General features: G+C 70.2%; 19 protein-coding genes, 1 tRNA gene and 1 pseudogene. 7 read left to right on the top strand and 14 right to left on the bottom strand.

Features of this window, described 5'->3' with window-relative positions; genetic code table 11:
- Positions 1-4: 4 nt before the first annotated feature.
- The 3 genes from ACZ6Y1_RS08565 to ACZ6Y1_RS08555 are packed head-to-tail and all read left to right on the top strand — an operon-like array spanning position 5 to position 2,446.
- The gene (locus ACZ6Y1_RS08565; protein ID WP_469625713.1) at positions 5-547 is read left to right on the top strand and encodes a toxin; all 543 of its coding nucleotides are present in this window, start codon (positions 5-7) and stop codon (positions 545-547) included.
- Between the two features lie 49 nt (positions 548-596).
- Positions 597-1,847: an MAB_1171c family putative transporter gene (locus tag ACZ6Y1_RS08560; protein ID WP_469625014.1), complete on the top strand. Its 1,251-nt coding sequence runs from the start codon at positions 597-599 to the stop codon at positions 1,845-1,847.
- A complete protein-coding gene (locus tag ACZ6Y1_RS08555) occupies positions 1,844-2,446 on the top strand; it encodes a hypothetical protein (protein WP_469625011.1) in 603 nt (200 codons plus the stop codon). The genes ACZ6Y1_RS08560 and ACZ6Y1_RS08555 overlap by 4 nt, the downstream gene beginning before the upstream one ends.
- Here the strand turns inward: ACZ6Y1_RS08555 and ACZ6Y1_RS08550 are convergent.
- Positions 2,439-3,416 carry a GlxA family transcriptional regulator gene (locus ACZ6Y1_RS08550; protein ID WP_469625009.1) on the bottom strand — a complete coding sequence of 326 codons (978 nt, stop codon included), beginning with the start codon at positions 3,414-3,416 and terminating at the stop codon, positions 2,439-2,441. The two genes, ACZ6Y1_RS08555 and ACZ6Y1_RS08550, sit on opposite strands and share 8 nt — an antisense overlap.
- A gap of 135 nt (positions 3,417-3,551) precedes the next feature.
- Here ACZ6Y1_RS08550 and ACZ6Y1_RS08545 point away from each other — a divergent pair, with 135 nt between their 5' ends.
- Positions 3,552-3,875 carry a putative quinol monooxygenase gene (locus ACZ6Y1_RS08545; RefSeq protein WP_469625006.1) on the top strand — a complete coding sequence of 108 codons (324 nt, stop codon included), beginning with the start codon at positions 3,552-3,554 and terminating at the stop codon, positions 3,873-3,875.
- A gap of 95 nt (positions 3,876-3,970) precedes the next feature.
- On the opposite strand, the gene ACZ6Y1_RS08540 is transcribed toward ACZ6Y1_RS08545, so the two are convergent.
- The 11 genes from ACZ6Y1_RS08540 to ACZ6Y1_RS08490 form a co-directional block, all read right to left on the bottom strand.
- The gene (locus ACZ6Y1_RS08540) at positions 3,971-5,878 is read right to left on the bottom strand and encodes an ABC transporter ATP-binding protein (RefSeq protein WP_469625003.1); all 1,908 of its coding nucleotides are present in this window, start codon (positions 5,876-5,878) and stop codon (positions 3,971-3,973) included.
- Complete coding sequence (locus ACZ6Y1_RS08535; protein WP_469625001.1) at positions 5,875-6,309, bottom strand: lasso peptide biosynthesis B2 protein; 435 nt, start codon at positions 6,307-6,309, stop codon at positions 5,875-5,877. The genes ACZ6Y1_RS08540 and ACZ6Y1_RS08535 overlap by 4 nt, the downstream gene beginning before the upstream one ends.
- Positions 6,306-6,560, bottom strand: a complete 255-nt coding sequence (locus tag ACZ6Y1_RS08530; protein ID WP_469624999.1) for a lasso peptide biosynthesis PqqD family chaperone — start codon at positions 6,558-6,560, stop codon at positions 6,306-6,308. Before ACZ6Y1_RS08530 ends, ACZ6Y1_RS08535 begins: the two co-directional genes overlap by 4 nt.
- A gap of 54 nt (positions 6,561-6,614) precedes the next feature.
- A complete protein-coding gene (locus ACZ6Y1_RS08525) occupies positions 6,615-8,471 on the bottom strand; it encodes a lasso peptide isopeptide bond-forming cyclase (RefSeq protein WP_469624997.1) in 1,857 nt (618 codons plus the stop codon).
- A 25-nt stretch (positions 8,472-8,496) separates the two neighbouring features.
- Positions 8,497-8,607 (bottom strand): keywimysin-related RiPP, encoded by a 111-nt coding sequence (locus tag ACZ6Y1_RS08520; RefSeq protein WP_469624995.1) that lies wholly within the window; start codon positions 8,605-8,607, stop codon positions 8,497-8,499.
- A gap of 633 nt (positions 8,608-9,240) precedes the next feature.
- Positions 9,241-9,579, bottom strand: a complete 339-nt coding sequence (locus ACZ6Y1_RS08515; protein WP_469624993.1) for a MerR family transcriptional regulator — start codon at positions 9,577-9,579, stop codon at positions 9,241-9,243.
- Positions 9,580-10,400: 821 nt separating this feature from the next.
- Positions 10,401-10,703 carry an SCO5918 family protein gene (locus tag ACZ6Y1_RS08510; protein WP_469624991.1) on the bottom strand — a complete coding sequence of 101 codons (303 nt, stop codon included), beginning with the start codon at positions 10,701-10,703 and terminating at the stop codon, positions 10,401-10,403.
- 49 nt (positions 10,704-10,752) lie between these two features.
- Entirely contained in the window at positions 10,753-11,157 is a 405-nt protein-coding gene (locus tag ACZ6Y1_RS08505) for a CBS domain-containing protein (protein WP_469624989.1), read from the bottom strand.
- A 46-nt stretch (positions 11,158-11,203) separates the two neighbouring features.
- Positions 11,204-12,718: a DEAD/DEAH box helicase gene (locus ACZ6Y1_RS08500; protein ID WP_469624987.1), complete on the bottom strand. Its 1,515-nt coding sequence runs from the start codon at positions 12,716-12,718 to the stop codon at positions 11,204-11,206.
- Between the two features lie 324 nt (positions 12,719-13,042).
- Positions 13,043-13,249: a cold-shock protein gene (locus tag ACZ6Y1_RS08495; protein WP_469624986.1), complete on the bottom strand. Its 207-nt coding sequence runs from the start codon at positions 13,247-13,249 to the stop codon at positions 13,043-13,045.
- Positions 13,250-13,681: 432 nt separating this feature from the next.
- Positions 13,682-13,752, bottom strand: a tRNA-Gly gene (locus ACZ6Y1_RS08490).
- A 472-nt stretch (positions 13,753-14,224) separates the two neighbouring features.
- Here ACZ6Y1_RS08490 and dcd point away from each other — a divergent pair.
- Both dcd and ACZ6Y1_RS08480 read left to right on the top strand, forming a co-directional pair.
- Positions 14,225-14,812 carry a dCTP deaminase gene (gene dcd / locus ACZ6Y1_RS08485; protein ID WP_469624985.1) on the top strand — a complete coding sequence of 196 codons (588 nt, stop codon included), beginning with the start codon at positions 14,225-14,227 and terminating at the stop codon, positions 14,810-14,812.
- Complete coding sequence (locus ACZ6Y1_RS08480; protein ID WP_469624984.1) at positions 14,809-15,309, top strand: phosphoribosyltransferase; 501 nt, start codon at positions 14,809-14,811, stop codon at positions 15,307-15,309. The genes dcd and ACZ6Y1_RS08480 overlap by 4 nt, the downstream gene beginning before the upstream one ends.
- Before the next feature lie 86 nt (positions 15,310-15,395).
- On the opposite strand, the gene ACZ6Y1_RS08475 is transcribed toward ACZ6Y1_RS08480, so the two are convergent.
- Complete coding sequence (locus ACZ6Y1_RS08475) at positions 15,396-16,301, bottom strand: Yip1 family protein (RefSeq protein WP_469624982.1); 906 nt, start codon at positions 16,299-16,301, stop codon at positions 15,396-15,398.
- A 271-nt stretch (positions 16,302-16,572) separates the two neighbouring features.
- Between ACZ6Y1_RS08475 and ACZ6Y1_RS08470 the strand changes: the two genes are divergently transcribed.
- The gene (locus ACZ6Y1_RS08470) at positions 16,573-17,310 is read left to right on the top strand and encodes a hypothetical protein (protein ID WP_469624979.1); all 738 of its coding nucleotides are present in this window, start codon (positions 16,573-16,575) and stop codon (positions 17,308-17,310) included.
- 997 nt (positions 17,311-18,307) lie between these two features.
- Here ACZ6Y1_RS08470 and ACZ6Y1_RS08465 read toward each other — a convergent pair.
- Positions 18,308-20,515, bottom strand: a pseudogene (locus tag ACZ6Y1_RS08465) (heterodisulfide reductase-related iron-sulfur binding cluster); the annotation flags it as partial.
- Positions 20,516-20,536 lie beyond the last annotated feature (21 nt).

Raw genomic sequence — 20,536 nt, 5'->3', positions numbered from 1 at the left:
CTCAATGTCCCTGCGTGAACTGCGCAAAGAGTGCGAAGCCGGCCTGGCTGACCTTCCGATACCGGCGCCCTTCACGATCGAAGGCCTGGTGGCGAACATGGAGGCGGCCCGCGGCCGGACCATCGTCCTCCAGGAACTGCCCGAACGGCTGGCGCGCGTCAACGCGGCCTGCGGCCTGCGGCTGAAGTCCGGCACCACCAGCTACGTCCTCTATCGGCGCCGCCCCACCGCGTACCAGACCCAGCACGTCATCCTGCACGAGCTGTGCCACGAGTGGTTCGACCACGGCACCAGCCTGGACGCGGGCCAGCTGCGGGCGTTGCTCCCGGTGTTCGACACCTCGCTGATCAACCGGGTGCTCTCCTCCGACACCGTCCAGGCCCGTGCCCAGTACGACACGCACGACGAGCGGGTGGCGGAGTTCGGCGCCTCCCTCATCCCGCGCATGGCCAGGGACGTGACGAGCGACGACATGGTCGGACGGCTCGCCAACTCCCTCTCCCGGCCCGTCGCCCACCGCCGTCGCGGCTTTTTCCGCCGCTCGTAGCACCACCGATCCCCCCACACCCGTACGCAGAGCACCCCGAGGAACTCACGTGACCGCGCTCGACCTCGCCGGCTACCTCGTCGCCGGTCTGATGACTGCCGTCGCCCTGTGGCGCATGCCGGCCGCACTCTGGGGCGACGAGGAGGACAAGCGCCGCCGCGCCCTGTGGGGCTGCTACGCGGGCTTCGCCGTCGCCCTGTGGACCAAGACCCAGGTGGTCCGCACCGTCCTCAACAACAGCCCCGTCGTGGACCTCGCGGTGCTGATCAAGCACTACACGTCCACCATCGCCATCCTGGCGATCCTCAGTTACATCGTCGCCATCTACGGCCACTTTCCGGAGGGCGGGGCGATACCCCGCCACGTCCGCTTCGCCCGCATCGTCCAGCAGGTGGCTGCCAAGGCCTCCGTGGTCACCCTCGTCCTCCTGACCGGGCTCTTCTTCACGGTCGTGGACCGCTCGGTCCCCGCGGACCGGTTCGTGGCCGAACACGCCGGGGAGTGGGGCGCCACGCTCTACATGAGCGTCTTCTACCTCTACCTGGGCGCGGCGTCCGCCGTCTGCGCCTACCAGTGGGCCCTGGCCACGGCCGACGCGCGGCTGCTCCACCTCCGGGTGGGCCTCGGCATGATGACCTTCGCGATGTTCATCGGCGTCGGCTACACCCTCAGCCGGACCCTGTTCCTGTGGATCAGCGTGGTCGACCGGCCCAGTGACGCCTTCGCGCTGACCTTCGACGAGGCCACCGAGGCCGCCCAAGTGGTCCTTTTCGCCTTCTTCGCGCTCGGCGCCTCCATCCCCGCCTTCAGCAAGGGCTGGCGGCGGGCCCGGCTGTGGCGGGCGCAGGCGAACCTGCACCCGCTGTGGCGCGAGCTGATGACCGCCTTCCCCGACCAGCCCTTCGCCCCGCCGGCCTCCCTCGTACGGGAGATGACGCGCTTCGACACCCCCGCGGACCTGCGCGTCGACCGCTGGGCGGCCGACATCGCCGACGCGGTCGAGAAGCTGCGCCACTACGTACCCGACAGCCTGCTGACCGCCGCCAAGGAGGCCGCCACGGCCGAGGGCGCCGACCCCGCGAGGACCGGTTCGCTCGCGGACGCCCACTGGATCAAGGCGGCCCTGGTGGCCAAGGCCGAGGGCGCGCCCGCGGGGAAGGCCGCGGCCTTCGAGACCAAGCACGCCACCGACCAGGACGGCGAGGTCGCCTGGCTGGTCCAGGTGGCCGCCGCCTACAAGTCCATCCCGGAACAGCGGACCCGAGCCGTCCTGAGGTCCTCACTGGAGCCCACCGCATGACCGACACCGCACCCGCACCCGCACCCACACGCACGGCCAAGGTGGCCCGCGCCGTCACCGACGTCCTGCAGCCCCGCAACGTCCTGCTCGTGGGCATGCTCGGCATCGGCCTGGCCGCGGCCGGCGACTGGACCGGCCTGCCGTGGGGCCTGCTCGGCGCCCTGTGCGCCGGACTGGTCCCGGCCGGCTACATCGAATGGGAACGCAAGCGGGGCACCTGGGGAGACCGCCACGTCGTCGACCGCACCCAGCGCGCGCCCATCTTCTTCGTCATCCTCGGCTCCATCGGCACCGGTTCCGTGGTCATGCTCCTCGGTGGGGCACCCACGGACATCCTGGTCGCGATGCTCGGCCTGTGGGTGATGACCATCGGGCTGCTCGCCGTGAACACCGTCTGGAAGATCTCGGTGGACGCCGCCGTGGCCTCGGCGGTGGTGGCCCTGCTGGCCGCGGTTCACTCGCCGTGGTGGCTGCTGGCCTACGTGCTCACGGCCGCCGTCTGCTGGTCCCGGGTCGCCCTGACCTACCACACGCCCGCCCAGACCCTGGCCGGCGCCGGCCTGGGCGCCGCCACCACGGCGGCGTTCCTCTTCACCTGAGGGCCCGGTCGGTTCCGCCCCGGAGCCGGCCGGGGGTGGTGCCCAGGCGCCGGCGCAGCAGGGTGGTGAGGGTGGAGGCGTTCTCGTAACCGACGCGGTGGGCGACGGTCTCGGTGGGGAGGTCCGTGGTGCGCAGCAGGTGGGTGGCCTGTTCGAGCCGGATGCTCTGGGCGAACCGCAGGGGTGAGACGCCCAGGACCTTGTCCACGGCCCGCTGGAGGGTCCGCTCGCTCGCCCCGACCGCTCGCGCCGCGTCGGCCAGTCGCAACGGCTGGTCGATGTGCGCGCGCACCCAGCGCTCGAAGGCGCTGACGGTGGGATCGGTGCGCGCGAGGTGACTCGTGATGGCGTAACCGGCCTGGGTGGGACGGTGGTCGACCACCAGGTAGCGGGCCGTGAGGTCCGCGAGGGCCGGGCTGGCCTGCCGTACCACGGAGAGGGCGAGATCGAGGTGTGCCATGGCGGCTCCGGCCGTGGTCACTCCCTCGGCATGGACCAGCATGTGCCCCTCGTCCAGCTCGACCTGTGGGTACGCCTGCCGGAAGGCCGGGGCCAGCCACCAGCTGGTGGTCGCGGCGAGCCCGTCCAGTACCCCCGCCTCGGCGAGGAGGAACGTACTCGTGCAGGCCGCGGCCAGGGGAACGCCCTCGGACCGGGCCCGCCGGAGCGCCTCGCGTTCGGGTGCGCGTTCCGGGGCGGCCACCCAGTCCAGCAGGGGCGAGGACTGCTTGGGGCCGGCGCCGGGCACGACGAGGAGATCGGGCCGCGGTACGTCCTCGGTGGCCCGGGCCTCGACGACATGCCCGGAAGCCGTACGGACGGCCCCCCGCCCGCCGACGCGGCTGAGCTCCCAGCGCGGCGGGGGGTGGGGCAGTTCCTCCCGCAGCTCATTGGCCATCTGCAGGACGTCGAGGACGGTGGCCAGCCCGGAGTCGAAGAGTTCGTCCAAGACCAGTACGGAAATCCTCATGTCGGAAACGGTAAAGCATCAGGCGGATCCGCCACTGACCGCGGCCCCCCGCCCGCTCATACGGTGATCACATCGCACGACGGCGCGACACCCCACAGGGCCGCGCCGCATCAACCACCTATCGAGGAGCGCTTCATGGCCACCACCGTTGTCCCCGAGACCACCCGCGTCGGACTGCTCGCCCGCATCGAGGCCAAGCCGGACCACGTCCGCGAGATCGAGGAACTGCTCACCGGCGCCCTCGCCCTGGCCAGGGAGGAGGCCGGCACGACCCTCTGGTTCGCGCTGCGCCTGGGCCCCACCACCTTCGGCATCTTCGACACCTTCGGCACGGATGAGGACCGCACCGCCCACCTCCAGGGCCGGATCGCGGCGGCGCTCATGGAGAACGCCCCCAAGCTGCTCGCCGAGGCTCCCGAGATCCTGCCCGTCGAGGTTCTGGCCGCGAAGCTCTCCTGACCGGCCGGCCCGGGCCTTCCGGCGAGGAGGGGAGGGCCGGAGCCGCCTCGTACCGGCCGCCTCGGCAAGGTCCTGTCGACCGCTGTTCGCCGCCCCTACCGGCACGTTGGGGCACGGTCGTCAGGGCCCTTCCCGGGATGGAGCATCTGTCCGGCAGCGAGCTTCCGGTAGGCGGGGCTACTGGTGAGCAATTCCTCGTGACGTCCGCGCGCGGTGGTGCGGCCGTTGTCCAGGACGATGATCTGGTCCGCGTGTTGGACCGTGGAGAGGCGGTGTGCGATCACCAGGAGGGCGCATTCCCGTGCCGCGTCCTTCATGACGGTGGTAAGGGCGGTTTCGTTGATGCTGTCGAGATGGGAGGTGGGTTCGTCGAGCAGCAGGAGCGCCGGTCGGGCGAGCAGGGCGCGGGCCAGGGCGACCCTTTGGCGTTCGCCGGCGGAGAGGGTGCCGCCGCGTGGGCCGAGCATTCCCCTCAGGCCGCCGGGCAGCCGCCGGGCGACTGCGTCCAGTTGGGCGAGCTCGACGACGCGCCGTACCTCGGCGTCGGTGGCGTGGGGCGCGGCATAGGTGATGTTGTCCCGCAGGGTCCCGTGGACGACGTGGGTGTCCTGGTCGACGACGGCGATGCGCTCGCGGCAGGCGGTGCGGCTCAGTTCCGTGGCGGGCAGGTCGTCGAAGAGCAGACTTCCGGAATCGGGTTCGTAGAACCTGGCGACCAGGGCGAAGATCGTGCTCTTGCCGGCGCCCGACCGGCCGACCAGGGCCGTCTGACTGCGGCGCGGGACGGTGAAGGAGATGCCGCGCAGCACCGGCTGGTCCGCTTCGTAGCCGAAGCAGACGTCATGCAGGGCGAGCGCCGGCGCCTGTCCCTCCTCCTTGTTCACGCGGCCGGGCTCCCTCACGGCGGCGGTCGGCGGGCGTGGCCGGCTCCGGGTGGCTGCGCCGGCGGCCGTTTCCACCTGCCGCTGTTCGAGGGACGGTGCGAGGTCCGGCTCTGCGGGCTCCACCGGCAGATGGAGGGCGTGGTCGATGCGCTGGTAGGCGCCCATGCCGCGCTGGATCAGGCCGACCGCGCGGAAGACCGAGGAGAGCGGCAGGACCAGGTACGAGGCGTAGAGCAAGAACGCGACCAGGTCGCCGAGCGAGTTGGCGTGTCCGCTCACCCGCAGGCCGCCGATGACGAGGACGATGAGGAACGAGCCCTGGACGGCGAGTTCGACGGCCGGGCTCATGACGGAGGCGAGTTTCGCGGTCCGTACGCCGGCGCTGTACGCCGTTTCGACGCGTTGCCCGATGCGGGCCGCTTCGCGGTCCTCGGCGCGGTGGACGCGGACCATCGGCAGGGCGCCGAGCGCGCGTTCCAGGTCGGCGGCGATCGCACCGACCGAGTCCTGCATGCGCTCGGAGGCGCTCCGGATGCCTTTGAGCAGGGAGGCGACGATCACCGCCGCGAGGGCCACGGTCAGGGCCACCAGGAGGAGCAGCAGCGGGTCGATCCACACCATCAGCGCGATCGCCCCCGCGGCGACGATGGCTCCCGTCACGAGGTCGACCAGTGCCTGGGAGACCACTTCCCTCAGCAGGGTGGTGTCGGCGGTGACCCGGGAGATCAGGTCACCGCTGCGGTGCCGCCCGTACTCCCTCATCTCCAGCCGGAGCAGCCGCGCGACCAGGCCGTGGCGCAGCTGACGTACGACGCCCTCGCCCATGCGTTCCAGAACGAAGCGTCCCACCGCGCCCGTCGCCGCTTCGATGACGAACAGTACGGCGAGGGCCAGCAGGAGGGGCCACAGCACCTGCCCGCGGCCACTCGCGTCGACAGCCTGCTTGGCGACGAGCGGCTGGGCCAGGCCCAGAGCGGAGCCCACCAGGGTGAGCACGGTGGCGACGCCGATGGACGCCCGGTGTCCGGCGGTCAGCCGGTACATGGCGGCGACCGCGGCCCGGGTGGAGCGGTCGCTTCCCGCCCTCGCCTGCGTCTGATCCACGGCGCTGTCGGTCATCGGCCCGGTCGGCTCCTGGGGGCGACCGAGATGAGCCGGGTGAAGTAGTCGTCGGGTACGCCCTCGCCGACGGGCCGGCCGTCCACCTCGATCCAGGCATGCGCGGTGAACGGCGGCACCACGCGGACTCCCGTGCACCAGGTCGGCCATGTCCCCGACAGACGGCACAGCAGCGCGGCCCCCAGGGAACGGGGCAGGCAGCCCTGGGGGCCGGCGCACCGCAGGCTGACCGCGCACATGGCACCCCGGGCGTTCTCGGCCTGCGCGGCGGTGGCCGGCACGGCGCCGCGGCGTGCGATGTCGAGCACGGCACGGATCCGCCGGGGCGGCAGGAGCGAGAGGACGATGGCGGGGAGCAGGACCAGCCGGGCGCCCACGCGCCGCGCGAAGGGGACTCCGACGGGCCTCTCCAGGGCACTGGGGGTCGTCATTCGGCCAGCCCCGCAGCCCGCAGCTGCTGTACGAGGGCCTTGACGTCCCGGCTCGCCTGGGCAAGGTCGATCTCGAACTCCGCGGTGAGCGCGGCAATCGCGTCCTCTTCATCACCGCCCGCCATCAGCGCTTTGATCACCAGGGTGCCGCTGGGGTTCAACTCCCAGTACTCCCCGGCGCGTTCGTCCAGAAGGACAGTGCCGTAGTCGGTGTCCGCCGTGGAGACGTTGGCGCCGAACCGCAATGCCATGGTGTGCGTACCTTTCCCGTGGTGGAGTGCAGGGGCCGGTTCCAAGGGCCGGTTCTAGGGACCGGTGCGGGCCGTGGCCTCCGTGGCTCTGCCGAGGCCGCGCAGCCATACTTCGGCGGCGATGGTCGAGTAGAGGATCGCCTCGCGCAGTTCGGGCGTGGCCGGCCGCTGGGCGAGCCGGCGCAGAGCCTCCCCGTCGACCAGACCCAGCTGTTCCAGCCGCGAGTCCTCCCAGAGCTTCAGCAGGTCGGCGCGGTGTTCACGCAGCCCGTTGAAGGCGTCCATGGAGGCGGCGGCCTTGTTGGTGCGCCGCAGGCACTCGTCGGGGACGATCCCGTGCATGGCGGCGGTCAGGAGGGGTTTGTACTGCCAGGGCGTGACGCGCTCGCTCGGGCGGACGGCAAGGCATGCCTCGATGACGCGGTCGTCGAGGAACGGCGACGCCATCGGCACGCCGGCGCGGGCGGCCATCCGGTCCCACTGGCGGATGATGCGCGCGCAGGAGCGGATCTGGTCCAGGTCGGCGTGCAGGCCACGGTCCGGGTGGAGCGGGACGGCGTTCGGGGCGGCCTCGCGCAGCGCCCGTACGGCCATCCGCTCGGCGTCCGGGGTGACCCAGTCGAACAGGCGAGGGGGCATGCCCCAGCCGAGGCTGGTGCGGACGGTTTCGGGCAGGGGGTCCCGTAGCCGGTGGCCGGCGTCGCCCAGCCACGTCCCGTACGGCCGTGAGTCGGCCAGCGCGCGTGCCGTGGTGCCCAGGGGCCACTGCCACAGGGCACGGAAGCCGCGCAGCGTGCGGAGGGCGAACAGCGGGCGGGTGCGAAGCAGGCGGTGGTAGTACGCCTCGGAGCACCAGGCCACGTGGTCGCCGCCGATGCCGGTCAGGTGCAGCCTGCTGCCGCGCTCGGTCATGGCGGGCAGGTGGTGCAGGACACGGGAGCGGTCCATGACGCCGATGGTCGGCTCGTCGAGCAGGTCGTCGATGCCGAGCAGGTCCTCGTAGACCAGCGGAGAGGCGTCGGCGTCCCAGACGACGTGCTCGACCTCCGGCAGCGACCGGACGGCCTGCCGGGCCCAGTGAAGGTCGGTGTCGGCGGGGTCGCGGCCCGGCCAGGTGCTGGCGATCACCCGGGCCGGGGAGCGCGCGGCCAGGAAGCAGATGGAGGTGGAGTCCAGCCCGCCGGACAGATCGCAGCTGACCACGCCACCCTGCCTCGTACGGGCGTCGACCGCCGCGGCCAGGGCTTCGCGGACGACGGGGGCGCTGTCGGCGAGAGGCCGTACCGGCTCGGGCGGGGTCCACCAGCGCGACCGGCGTACCGTCCGGCCGTCCGCCGCGACGATCAGCGCGTCCTGCGGGGGCACGGCGGTGACGCCGCGCCACAGGGGTGCCTCGGCGAGCGGATGGGGGACCGGCCACAGCAGGCGGACGGCCAGCTGCTCCCGGTCCGGTTCGGCGCCGATCGCGCCGGCGAGCAGGTCGGCGCGGCTGGCGGCCACCTGCACTCCGTCGACGGGGGCGTGGAAGACCAGCCGGAGCCCGGACGCGGTGCCCTGCACCCTGAGCCGCCCGTCGAGCGCGGCGATCAGGTGGAAGCTGCCGGGAAGCGAGCGGGCCAGGGCGTCCGCTTCGGTGAGATCGCGCAGTCTCCCGGCATGGCGCTCGAGCTCTGCGGCGGTGATGGGGCAGCAGCCGATGACGGCAAGGGCCGCGTGGCCGGCGCGCGCGGCGACGATGTCGTCGTCGTGCCACTCTCCCACCAGCCAGGGCCGGCCCGAGGCGTGCGGCAGCGTGCGCGTTCCGGGGCGGGAGAAGGAGCGGGCCACGGCGGCCGCGTCCGCACGGTCGGTGAAGACCGCGAAATGCGCGTCGCCGAGGCCCGTCCCCGCACTCTCGTGCAGTTCAGTCATGACGTCGGGTCAGGACCGTCGGTCGTCAGTTCTTGCTCAGGATCAGCCGGTCGTTGCCGGAGCTCCCCAGCAGCCCGGTCTTCTTGCGGAACGTCCCGAGCTTGGCGAGCGTCGGCGCTTCGTAAGCCTTCTTCATGACCTCTCCTCACGTGCAGGTGTCACGATCGCCTCCCTTGCCGGCAGCGAGCCGGAGGCCGGTTCACTGCCGCCTGCCCGGGGCTCATCGGGAACCCGGAACGAGGAAGCGGTGTACCAATAGCTATGCGCACAGGGGGATCCGCCGACAAGGGCGCCAAAGAAAATAGGACTATATGCTGCCGGCATATGTGGCCCGATTCAGCCGTGGGGGCGTGTCTGGGTGATTGAATGTGAAATATTCACCAGGCGATATGGCGCGCAAGAACGAAAAATCGTTTTGACCTGTGTAACGAGAAGTGCCGGGTGGTGCTGGTCGGGTGCAGGCGCCGATGGCACTGCGGCCCGCCGTGTCTCACTTCGGCCTCGCTGCTCCGCGTCCTCGCCTCCGGCACGCCTGCCCGAATGGCCGAATATCGTCGCCGCCCACTGCGGCCTCGCAGGTGGCGCCGGGGGCGACAGAACCCTGTGAATGGGGCGACATGCCGGGGGTGCGACCGTGTCCGAGAAATGAATCATTTCAAGCGCCTGGAAATAAAGGGTGATCGCGCTGCGCCCTCTCGCCTGTCCGGCCGTGGCGCCCGGTCACACCTTCGATGACCGAGGCCCGCCGATTCCGACGGGCACACTCGGTTCAGGCCGAGGGCGGCGGCGCGGACGCCTCGGCGGCGCGGCGGTATTCGGCATTGATCCGCTGCGCCTCCTCGAGCTGGTCCTCGAGGATGATGATGCGACAGGCGGCCTCGATGGGGGTGCCCTGGTCCACGAGCTCCCGGGCGCGGGCGGCGATGCGCAACTGGTAGCGGGAGTAGCGGCGATGGCCGCCGGCGGAGCGGAGCGGGGTGATGAGGCGGGCTTCGCCGAGTGCGCGCAGGAAGCCCTGGGTGGTGCCGAGTATTTCCGAGGCCCGCCCCATGGTGTAGGCGGGGTAGTCGTCGTCGTCGAGACGGCCGAACGAGTCGTCTGCTGTCATTGAACCTCTCTCATGAAACGCGCGGAGGGGCCCTGGTGCCGTACGGCACCAGGGCCCCGAAGGAACTACTACACCATCTGTCGGCCCTGATACTGCGCCGACCCTGTGTTTCCGCCCATCCGACCGAGATGCTGCCGGGAGTGCGGGGATCGCGGTGGCTTGACCGGAGACCACCTCACTGTCGATGTCCTGCGGTACCCGGGCTCAAGGCTTCTGCCCGGGCGATCCTGATGGCGCTCGGCTCCTCCGTTCTTCCCTCGGTGATCGAACTGCTTACTGCTGGTACTGCGTACTGCTGGTGGCCTGCGACAGCGCCACTCTCCGGCAGCCGGCCCCGTTGCCCGTCCTGCGTCTGTTCTGGCCCGGAACTCCACTGCCGGACTTCCCGGTGCGCGCGCCCGCAGCTGACGCCTTCACCGAGGTACTGCGTAATGCTCACGGCGGCCCCTGATCACTGCGGGCCACCCGGTGCGGTCGTCAGCCCCGTCGCCGTCCTGCAAGAACCCTGGCTTCGGAACTCCACCACCGCACCGTCCTGCGGCTGCGGTTACTGCTGCCCGGCAGTTCGTCTCTGCCAGGCCTTGCTGTCTCTCTGGGCTACGAGAGAAACCATAACCACGCCACCACCCAATGTCTACTCTGGCGGCAGTAGATTTTCGTTTCTGCCGAAGAGAGCTAGACCTTGGTCGTCGGCCCAGATACGCGGAGCGGCCCCCGGCGACGACGTACGAGTGAGGGCCCGACCGGCGCGTGCCGGTCGGGCCCTCCTCCCTGTGCGTGCGTGCGGGTGCCGGGGCGTCCCGGGCCCGCCGGTCAGCCGGTCAGGGGGTGCCGAGCATCGCGGAAGCCCGCTGGAGCGGGCTGAGGACGCGCCCGGGCACGGCGGCCTCGGCAGTGCCGCGGCAGGTGAAGCCGAGCTGGGTCATGGCCCGCAGGACCTCGCCGGCGCTGAAGTCGCGCCGGTCCTGGCGGGTGATGACCTGGCCGACCTGCTTGACGGGGTAGGTACGGCGGCCGATGATCACGGACTCGCCGGTGACCGGCTCGGGCTTCACGCCCTTCATCGATTCCAGGACACCGCTCTTGGTCAGGTCGAACGGGAAGCGGGCGATGACGAAGCGCATGATGCCTCACAGGAATAGGAAGGGCAGGGCCGTGCGGGGGTGAGGCGGTTCAGCGAGCCAGCGCGAGGACGCCCAGAGCTCTGCCCTGCTCGTCGACGACGGGCGGTGCAGCGAGCCTGCGGTGGCGCATCGCGTGTTCGGCTTCGGTCATCGTGGTCACGGGCGAGGTGAACGGTCCGCGGTCGCCGAGTACGTCGCGCAGACGGATCCGGTCCGTGTACGCCGCGCTGTCGCGGACGGCGGCGAGCTGGGCCTGGGTGACGAGCCCGGTGCACAGGCCGTCCTCGTCGCAGACGAGCAGATGACCCGCGCGGGCGCCGGACATGACGGCCAGGGCCACCTCGACCGTCATGTCGTCACTGGCCTGTGGGCCGGCAGCCTCCATCGCGTCGTCCACCGTCCGGTGCACAGGGCCGGCGTTCGCCGGGCGGGGCTGCATCTGGACCAGCGTCACAACGTGCCTCCTGCAGAGATGGGCCAGTTTCCTGATCACGTGGTTCTCAGGCCGCGGCATCGAAGACGGACCGCGGCACGCTCACGCGCCGGGCCGTCGAAGTGGGCCGGCGCCTGCCGCGGGAGGCCGCGCTGCGCTTGGCGCGTTCGACGACGGGTGCGGTGATGACGACGGGGACACCGGAGGGGGCCTGGGCGCCGGTGATCCGGTTCAGGGCCTCATCGCCGGAGCTGACCTGGGTGGTCTGGGGGGTGATGCCGGCGGCCTGCATGAGACGGGTCATGTCGCGGCGCTGATTCGGGGTGACGAGGGTGACGACGCTGCCGGATTCTCCGGCGCGGGCGGTGCGGCCGCCGCGGTGGAGGTAGTCCTTGGGGTCGGTCGGCGGGTCGACGTTCACGACGAGGTCGAGGTTGTCGACGTGGATGCCGCGTGCCGCCACGTTCGTCGCGACCAGCACGGTCACGTGACCCGTCTTGAACTGGGCCAGGGTCCGGGTGCGTTGGGGCTGTGATTTCCCGCCGTGCAGGGCGGCGGCCCGGACACCGCTGTTCAGCAGGTCCTGGGTCAGCCGGTCCACGGCGTGTTTGGTGTCCAGGAACATCATCACCCGGCCCTCGCGCGCCGCGATCTCCGTCGTCACCCGCTGCCTGTCGGCGCCGTGCACGTGCAGTACGTGGTGCTCCATCGTGGTCACCGCGCCGGCCGAGGGATCCACCGAGTGCACGACCGGGTCGGTCAGGTAGCGACGCACCAGCAGATCGACGTTGCGGTCCAAGGTGGCCGAGAACAGCATCCGCTGCCCCTCGGGACGCACCTGGTCCAGGAGCGCGGTGACCTGCGGCATGAAGCCCATGTCGGCCATCTGGTCGGCCTCGTCGAGGACGGTGATCGCGACCTGGTCGAGCCGGCATTCATTACGGTCGATGAGGTCCTTCAACCGGCCGGGCGTGGCCACCACGACCTCCGCGCCTCCGCGCAGCGCTCCGGCCTGCCTGCCGATCGACATGCCTCCGACGACCGTGGTCAGACGCAGCTTCAGCGCGCGGGCGTACGGGGTGAGTGCGTCGCTGACCTGCTGCGCCAGCTCACGCGTCGGTACGAGGATCAGGGCGAGTGGCCGGCGCGGCTCGGCACGCAGTCCGGCGGTGCGGGCCACCAGGGCAAGGCCGAAGGCGAGGGTCTTGCCGGATCCGGTGCGCCCGCGGCCGAGCACGTCACGGCCGGCGAGGCTGTTGGGCAGGGTGGCGCCCTGGATGGGGAAGGGAACGGTGACGCCCTGCGCGCCGAGGGCCGCCAACAGCTCGGCCGGCATGTCGAGATCGGCGAAGGCCTCGACGGCGGGCAGAGCTGGAGTGATCGTCTTCGGCAGGGCGAATTCGCCCTGGACCGCTGCGGACCGGCGGCCGTTTCCGCGGGAGCGGCTCGGACTTCCGGAACGACTCGGGGTGGACGAGCCGAAGCGGCTGCCCCGCTCCGAACCGGCGGCAGCGCCGTAGGAAGGGCCGCCGGTGCGGCTACGGGTGCGAGAGGAACGGTCGTTCATACGCGTGCGGTTCATTCAGAACCTTCCTTGATGCGGCACGTATCAAGGGATTCCCGCAGTGGAAACGCGGCGCAGGGAATCGCAGGAACGGGCCTGATGGAATGCGAAAGCGCCTCTGGACTGCAGGGATTCTCTACGGTCGCAGGCGTTGAGGCGGGGACGTCACGTGGACACGGAATCCAGAAAGCTGAACGAGGTGAAGTTCCGGGGGAGGAGGATGGGTTCCATGGGTTCCCTGAACGCTCCGTCCCGCAGGTGACATCACTGCGGGGGAATATGTGCAGCTGGGGCCCGCACCCCGAGGGATGCGGGCCCCAGCTACGAAATGCGACGTCGGCGTCAGGCGGGAACGATGTTCTCGGCCGTCAGGCCCTTCTGGCCCTGCGCGATGTCGAAGCTGACCTTCTGGCCTTCCCGCAGCTCGCGGAAGCCCCCCTGGGCGGCGATGTTCGAGAAGTGGGCGAAAACGTCGTCGCCGCCACCGTCCTGCTCGATGAAGCCGAAACCCTTTGCTGCGTTGAACCACTTCACGGTGCCGGATGCCATGTCGTATCTCCTTTGGGGCAGTACACCGGCATCCGCACTGTACGGATACCGTGTCGCCGCGATGATGCCCCGCCGGGAAAATGATCCGGAAGTGTAAAGCGCTCGAATGTGGCACGGGGGCCGACTGGGAACGCCCGAAGTTTTTGGGTACCAAAACTGCAACCGAGATCGACAGTAGCACGCCGCAGCGGCTGGTGTGCGTAAATCATTCCCCCTGCGTGCGGTGCGGTAAAAACCCTCCCTGCGGGGTTCATTGAACTCTGTGACCGCGGGGACAGATATTGATTCCCACCGAGGGCAGTGTTTCGGAGAAAAACGTCCACCGGCTGCGAGTCCGGCAACCTTCCGCTCCGGCGTCCCGGTGACCGGAGCGGTCGGAAAGGCCTGGACAACAAAGAAGGCCCAGGTCTCTGACCTGGGCCTTCTTGCAAGAGCGGATGACGGGAATCGAACCCGCGCTATAAGCTTGGGAAGCTCATGTTCTACCATTAAACTACATCCGCATGGTGGACCAGCTGCCTGGATCCTTACCGTTGCACACTCTACCTCATGATCGACCCCCGGTGTGTCCGCCGCGGGGTCGTTGTCGTGTGTGGGGTGCACCGAGGCGTGTGCGTGCGGGAGTTGGGGCGTACCGTAGGGGTTCGGAGCGGCGGCTGGAGCTGGGTCGCGATCATCCCCTAATGTGGCGATTCGTCGCAGTACAGCTCGTTGGGGAAAGGGACTCGATGGAGCACACCGTCGTCCGTTGTGCCGAAGGGCACGTATTCAGTACCGCCTCCTTCCCGCTGCAGCACCTCGGTGCCGGCCGGATCGGGCCCGGACGGCTGCTGCGGTGTCCGCGGTGCGCGCGGTTGCGGCAGGCCGTGCCGGTCGGTGGCGTGAAGCGCTAGCAGGGGACGGGCCGGAGGCAGGAGGCGCGCGGGGTGCCGCTCCCGATTGGGGGTGGCCCGTGCGCCTGCGTATCCTCGGGACGTGCTTCTCTCTGACAAAGACATCCGGGCCGAGATCGACAGCGGACGGGTACGCATCGACCCGTTCGAGGAGTCGATGATCCAACCCTCCAGCATCGACGTGCGCCTCGACCGGTTCTTCCGGGTGTTCGAGAACCACCGCTACGCCCACATCGACCCCGCCATCGAGCAGGCCGACCTGACCCGCATGGTCGAGCCGGAGGGGGACGAGGCCTTCATCCTGCACCCCGGCGAGTTCGTCCTCGCCTCGACGTACGAGGTCATCTCGCTCCCCGACGACATCGCCTCCAGACTGGAGGGGAAGTCCAGCCTCGGCCGCCTCGGCCTGGTGACGCATTCGACCGCCGGGTTCATCGACCCCGGCTTTTCGGGTCACGTGACCCTGGAGCTGTCGAACCTCGCCACGCTGCCGATCAAGCTCTGGCCGGGCATGAAGATCGGGCAGCTGTGCATGTTCCGCCTCAGCTCGCCCGCGGAGTTCCCGTACGGCAGTGAGCGCTACGGATCCCGGTACCAGGGGCAGCGCGGGCCGACCGCCTCGCGCTCCTTCCAGAACTTCCACCGCACCCAGGTGAGGCACGAGGCATGAGTGACGTGGCACGCGAGAACCTCTCCTACGAGGGCTTCGGGAACGCCATCCGCGAGCTGGCGCAGACCATCGCCGCGGACGGCTACGAGCCCGACATCATCCTGAGCATCGCCCGGGGCGGGGTGTTCGTGGCGGGCGGGCTGGCGTACGCGCTCGACTGCAAGAACATCCATCTGGTGAACGTCGAGTTCTACACGGGCGTCGGGACCACGCTGGAGATGCCGGTCATGCTGGCCCCCGTGCCCGAGGCGATCGACTTCACCGACAAGAAGGTGCTGATCGCCGACGACGTCGCCGACACCGGCAAGACGCTGAAGCTGGTCCACGACTTCTGCCTCGGCCACGTCGCCGAGGTGCGCTCCGCGGTCATCTACGAGAAGTCGCACTCCCTCGTCAAGTGCGAGTACGCCTGGAAGCGCACCGACGACTGGATCGAGTTCCCGTGGTCGGTCCTGCCGCCCGTCGTGAAGCGTGAGGGACAGGTGCTCGACGCCTAGTCCCGGTCCACGGGCAAAGGGGAGGGCCCGCCGTGCGGAGAGATCGCGCGGCGGGCCCTTTCTGCGTGCGGGGGCGTGCGGCGGGGCTACAGGGTGCCCAGCTTGATGATCGACAGCAGGGCGATCAGCTGGATCGCGGACGCGCCCAGCGCCTTCGGCCACGGCAGGTCGTGCGACTTGCTGATCAGCGACGTGAAGAGCGCGCCGGCCGCGACCCAGGTGGCCCAGCCCAGGACCTGGACCAGGCCGTTGTCCCCGCCCAGGAACACCGCGAAGAGCAGGCGCGGGGCGTCGGTCAGCGACATGACCAGCATCGACAGGCCCACGGTCGGCTGCCAGGACCCGTCGCCGCCCAGCTGGCGGGCGAGCGTGTGCGTGACCGCGCCCAGGAGCAGGCCGCAGATGACGAAGGCGGCGCCCGCGGAGAGGACGATCGGCACGGCCTTCGACAGGGTCGCGTTGATGACGTCCTTGCGGGCGTCGTCGAGGCCGAAGACCGCGAGGAGCCCGTAGAGGAAGGTCACGATCAGCGCCGGACCCCAGACGGCGTGGTCGCGCATCTGGAGGAAGGTCTGCCCGGGCCGGGTCACGATGCCGCGGAGCAGTTCCTTCCAGGGCAGCCGCGGCCCGGCCGGAGCCGCCGCGGCCCCGCCGGCCTGGTAGGTCGCGCCCTGGCTGTACGGGTCCTCGCCGAAGGCGAAGACCTGGGTGTGCCCGGGGTTGTCGTTCGTGTACCCCGGCCCGGGCGCTCCGTGGCCGTACGGCTGCTGCGGTTGCTGCTGGCCGTACGGGTCGAAGTACTCGGGCTCGCCGTGCCCGCCGCCACCGCCCGGCTGCGGCCACCGCTGCTGCGGGGGCGGGGAGCCGGCGGGAGGGTAGGGCTGCTGGCCGTACGGCGGCTGCGGTTGCTGCTGACCGTACGGCTGCTGCTGCGGGGGTTGTTGGGGCGGGCGGTTGTTGTCCCGGCCGCGTCCGATCCTGAATCCAGCCACGTGATCGAACGTACCTGGTCCTGCGGGGCCCGGTGACCGGGCGGCGGAAAGATGCACCCTTTGCGGCTGAGCTGTGACATCCCTTAGGGGAACCCCGGAGGAACCCCGGGGGAGCCCCGAGCTGTCCGTTTTACATGCTTGCGTCGCGTTCTGCTGGATTTCGTTACGTTGTCGATGGAATATGCACATATCGGGTCCGTAGCTTCGTGAGTGTCGCTGAACGAATGAACGAACGAACCACTCAACGAACGAACGAGGAGAGCCGCCCGTCATGCGCAGCACTCGCCGTACCGCCCTCCGTACCGCCGCCGTCGTCACCGGCGCGGCCGCCGTCCTGGCCCTCCCGGTGGGATCCGCCTTCGCGGACTCCCCGGCCGTTCCGGAGCCGCAGGTGCTGCCGGGGATCGAGCAGGCGTCGGCGAAGCCAGACCCTGGCCTGCGGGCGTACGTCACGACCGTGCGGCTGGCGGACGGCTCGATCGCCAAGGTCTACAAGATCTCCGGCAACCACTTCGAGGCGGACATCCTCTCCGGCGGGACGAAGCTGGACACGCTGGTCAGCAAGGGCGGGGCCGCGTCGTACGGCCAGAACAACGGCCTGCACGTGGTGCTCCAGCCGAACGGCACGGTGACCTCGTGGCTGGAGGGCGGCGAGAAGCCGAAGCCGGAGGCCATCAAGGAGAGCTCGGTCCGTGTGACCATGCCCGACGGGCGGATCGCCAAGCTGGTCGACAGCCCGAAGGGCAAGCGCGTCGACATCTCCATGCCGAACGGGAACGTCCTCGGCACGATCGACCTGAAGCACCCGAGCGCGCAGAACGACGGCTGGACGTACAGGCTCGTCCAGGACGGCAAGCGCGTGAAGTTCGTCGTCATCGACGGCAGGGGCGGCGGGAACAGCTGGGTGTACGACTTCAACGGCAGGCTGATCGAGAAGTACACGGTGGACGCCAAGCGGGACCCGAAGCGGGAGATCAGGAAGGCCGAGGTGACGAAGGACGTCGCCTAGCCGGCCGCCGAGCCGGCCGCCGCGAGGGTCGTCCCGAAGGGTGGAGTGAAGGCCGGCGCGGAGGGGGCCGCCCCGGCGGACTCCGACTCGCCGCTGCTCCTCGCCTTACCCCTCGCGGGGAGCCACCTCGCACGTCGGGGTCGGCCCCCGGCAAGCACCCCCGCCCCTCGTGGGTGCCGGACCCGCACCCCCTGCAGCGACGTCCGGAGCTCCGGCGGGCGGCCGGGACCCGGTCGGGTCCGGGACACGGTCTGGGCGCTGGTGCAGGGGCCTGGCGGGCGGAGCCGGATCCTCTCGCGGGGAGCCGGGAATGGCGGAACGGCCGGTCCCCCAGGTGGGGGACCGGCCGTTCCGGCGTGGTGCGGGCAGGGCCCAGGGACTACTGCTTGGTGTCCTCGGCCCGGACCGTCTCGGGCTTCGTCTCGGTCGCGGCGTCCGCCGTTGCCGGCTCAGCCGCGTCCTCGGTCTTGTCCTTGGCTTCACCCTCGGGCTTCGCCTCGGGCTCGGCTGCGGGGCTCTCGGCCTCGACCTCCGGCTCGACTGCGTGAGCCGCAGTCTCCGCCTCGGCCGTCACTTCACCTTCGGCCTTGGCCTCCGCCGTTGCCTCGGCACCGGTCTCCGGCTTGGCCTCTGCCTCCGCCTTTGCCTCGGCACCGGTCTCCGGCTTGGCCTCCGCCTCGGCATCGGTACCCGCCTCGGCCTTGGCCTCGGCCTCCGCTTCGGCTTCCGCCTCGGCCTCCGCTTCGGCTTCCGCCTTGGCCTCGGCCTCGGCTTCCGCCTTGGCCTCGGCCTCGGCCTTCGCCTTGGCGTCCGCCTCGGCCTTCGCCTTGGCCTCGGCTTCCGCCTTCGCCTTGGCGTCCGCCTCGGCCTTCGCCTTGGCCTCGGCTTCCGCCTTCTCCTTGGCGGCGGCCTCCGCGGCAGCGGCTTCGGCGGCGGCCTCCGCGGCAGCGGCCTCGGCGGCCTCGGCGGCCTCGGCCAGTTCCGCCTCCGTCGGGCCCGGGGTCTTCACCGACTCCAGGAGGAGCTGGGCGACGTCCACCACCTGGACGGACTCCTTCGCCTGGCCCTCGTTCTTCTTGCCGTTGACCGAGTCGGTCAGCATGACCAGGCAGAACGGGCAGGCGGTCGAGACGATGTCGGGGTTGAGGGACAGGGCCTCGTCGACGCGCTCGTTGTTGATGCGCTTGCCGATCCGCTCCTCCATCCACATCCGCGCACCACCCGCGCCACAGCAGAAGCCCCGCTCCTTGTGGCGGTGCATCTCCTGCTGCCGCAGGCCCGGCACGGCCGACATGATCTCGCGCGGCGGCGTGTAGACCTTGTTGTGACGGCCCAGGTAGCACGGGTCGTGGTACGTGATCAGCCCGTCGACCGGCGTCACCGGCGTCAGCCGGCCCTCGTCGATCAGGTGCTGCAGCAGCTGCGTGTGGTGGATGACCTCGTACTCGCCGCCCAGCTGCGGGTACTCGTTCGCGATGGTGTTGAAGCAGTGCGGGCAGGTCGAGACGATCCGCTTCGCCGACTTCGGCTTCTTCGTCTCCGGGTCGTCGTCGTCCTCGCCGAACGCCATGTTCAGCATGGCCACGTTCTCCTGGCCCAGCTGCTGGAACAGCGGCTCGTTGCCCAGGCGGCGCGGCGAGTCACCGGTGCACTTCTCGTCGCCGCCCATGATCGCGAACTTGACGCCCGCGATGTTCAGGAGCTCCGCGAAGGCCTTCGTGGTCTTCTTGGCCCGGTCCTCCAGGGCGCCCGCGCAGCCGACCCAGTACAGGTAGTCGAACTCGGAGAGGTCCTCCGCGTCCTTGCCGATGATCGGGACCTCGAAGTCGACCTCCTTCGTCCACTCGACGCGCTGCTTCTTCGCCAGGCCCCAGGGGTTGCCCTTCTTCTCCAGGTTCTTGAGCATCGTGCCCGCCTCCGACGGGAACGCGCTCTCGATCATCACCTGGTAGCGGCGCATGTCGACGATGTGGTCGATGTGCTCGATGTCGACCGGGCACTGCTCCACGCACGCACCGCAGGTGGTGCAGGACCACAGCACGTCCGGGTCGATGACGCCGTTCTCCTCGACGGTGCCGATCAGCGGGCGCTCGGCCTCGGCGAGGGCCGCGGCCGGGACGTCCTTGAGCTGCTCCGCGGACGCCTTCTCCTCGCCCTCCATCGTCTTGCCGCCGCCGGCCAGCAGGTACGGGGCCTTGGCGTGCGCGTGGTCGCGCAGCGACATGATCAGGAGCTTCGGCGAGAGGGGCTTGCCGGTGTTCCAGGCGGGGCACTGCGACTGGCAGCGGCCGCACTCGGTGCACGTGGAGAAGTCGAGGATGCCCTTCCAGGAGAACTGCTCGACCTGGGAGACGCCGAAGACGTCGTCCTCGCCCGGTTCCTCGAAGTCGATCTCCTTGCCGCCGCTGGTCATCGGCTGGAGCGCGCCGAGCGCGGTGGCGCCGTCGGCGTTGCGCTTGAACCAGATGTTCGGGAAGCCGAGGAAGCGGTGCCAGGCGACACCCATGTTGGTGTTGAGCGAGACCACGATCATCCAGATCAGCGAGACGCCGATCTTGATCATCGCGGTGAGGTAGATGGCGTTCTGGAGGGTCTCGGGGGAGAGGTCCCGGAAAACCGTCACCAGCGGGTACGAGGCGAAGTACGCCGGCTCGTACGAGTCCACGTGGTGGATCGCGCCCTCGAGGCCGCGCAGGGTGAGGATCGCGAGGCCGATGGTGAGGATGACGTATTCGACGAAGTACGCCTGCCAGGCCTTCGAGCCCGCGAAGCGCGACTTGCGGCCCGCCCGCGAGGGGAGGCTGAGCAGCCGGATCGCCATCAGGACGACGATGCCGAGGATCGTCATGATCCCGATGAACTCGATGTAGAGCTCGAACGGCAGGAACCCGCCGATGACCGGCAGGGTCCAGTCGGCCTCGAAGAGCTGCCCGTACGCCTGGATCAGGGTCGGCGGCAGGGTCAGGAAGCCGATCGCGACGAACCAGTGCGCGAAGCCGACGATGCCCCAGCGGTTCATCCGGCTGTGGCCGAGGAACTCGCGGACAAGGGTCAGGCTCCGGGCCTTCGGATCGTTCGTGCGACTGCCGGCCGGTACGGGCTGGCCGATCCGGACGAACCGGTAGATCTGCGCCACGGCTCTTGTGATCAGCGCGACGCCGACCACGGTCAGGACCAGCGACACGATGATCGCGGCGAGTTGCATGGGCGGGCTCCTCGGGCGGCA

The organism is Streptomyces sp. NPDC053432 (genome assembly GCF_055585365.1).
The sequence above is the reverse complement of the archived record's forward strand: the minus strand, read 5'-3'. Positions and strand labels throughout refer to the sequence as shown.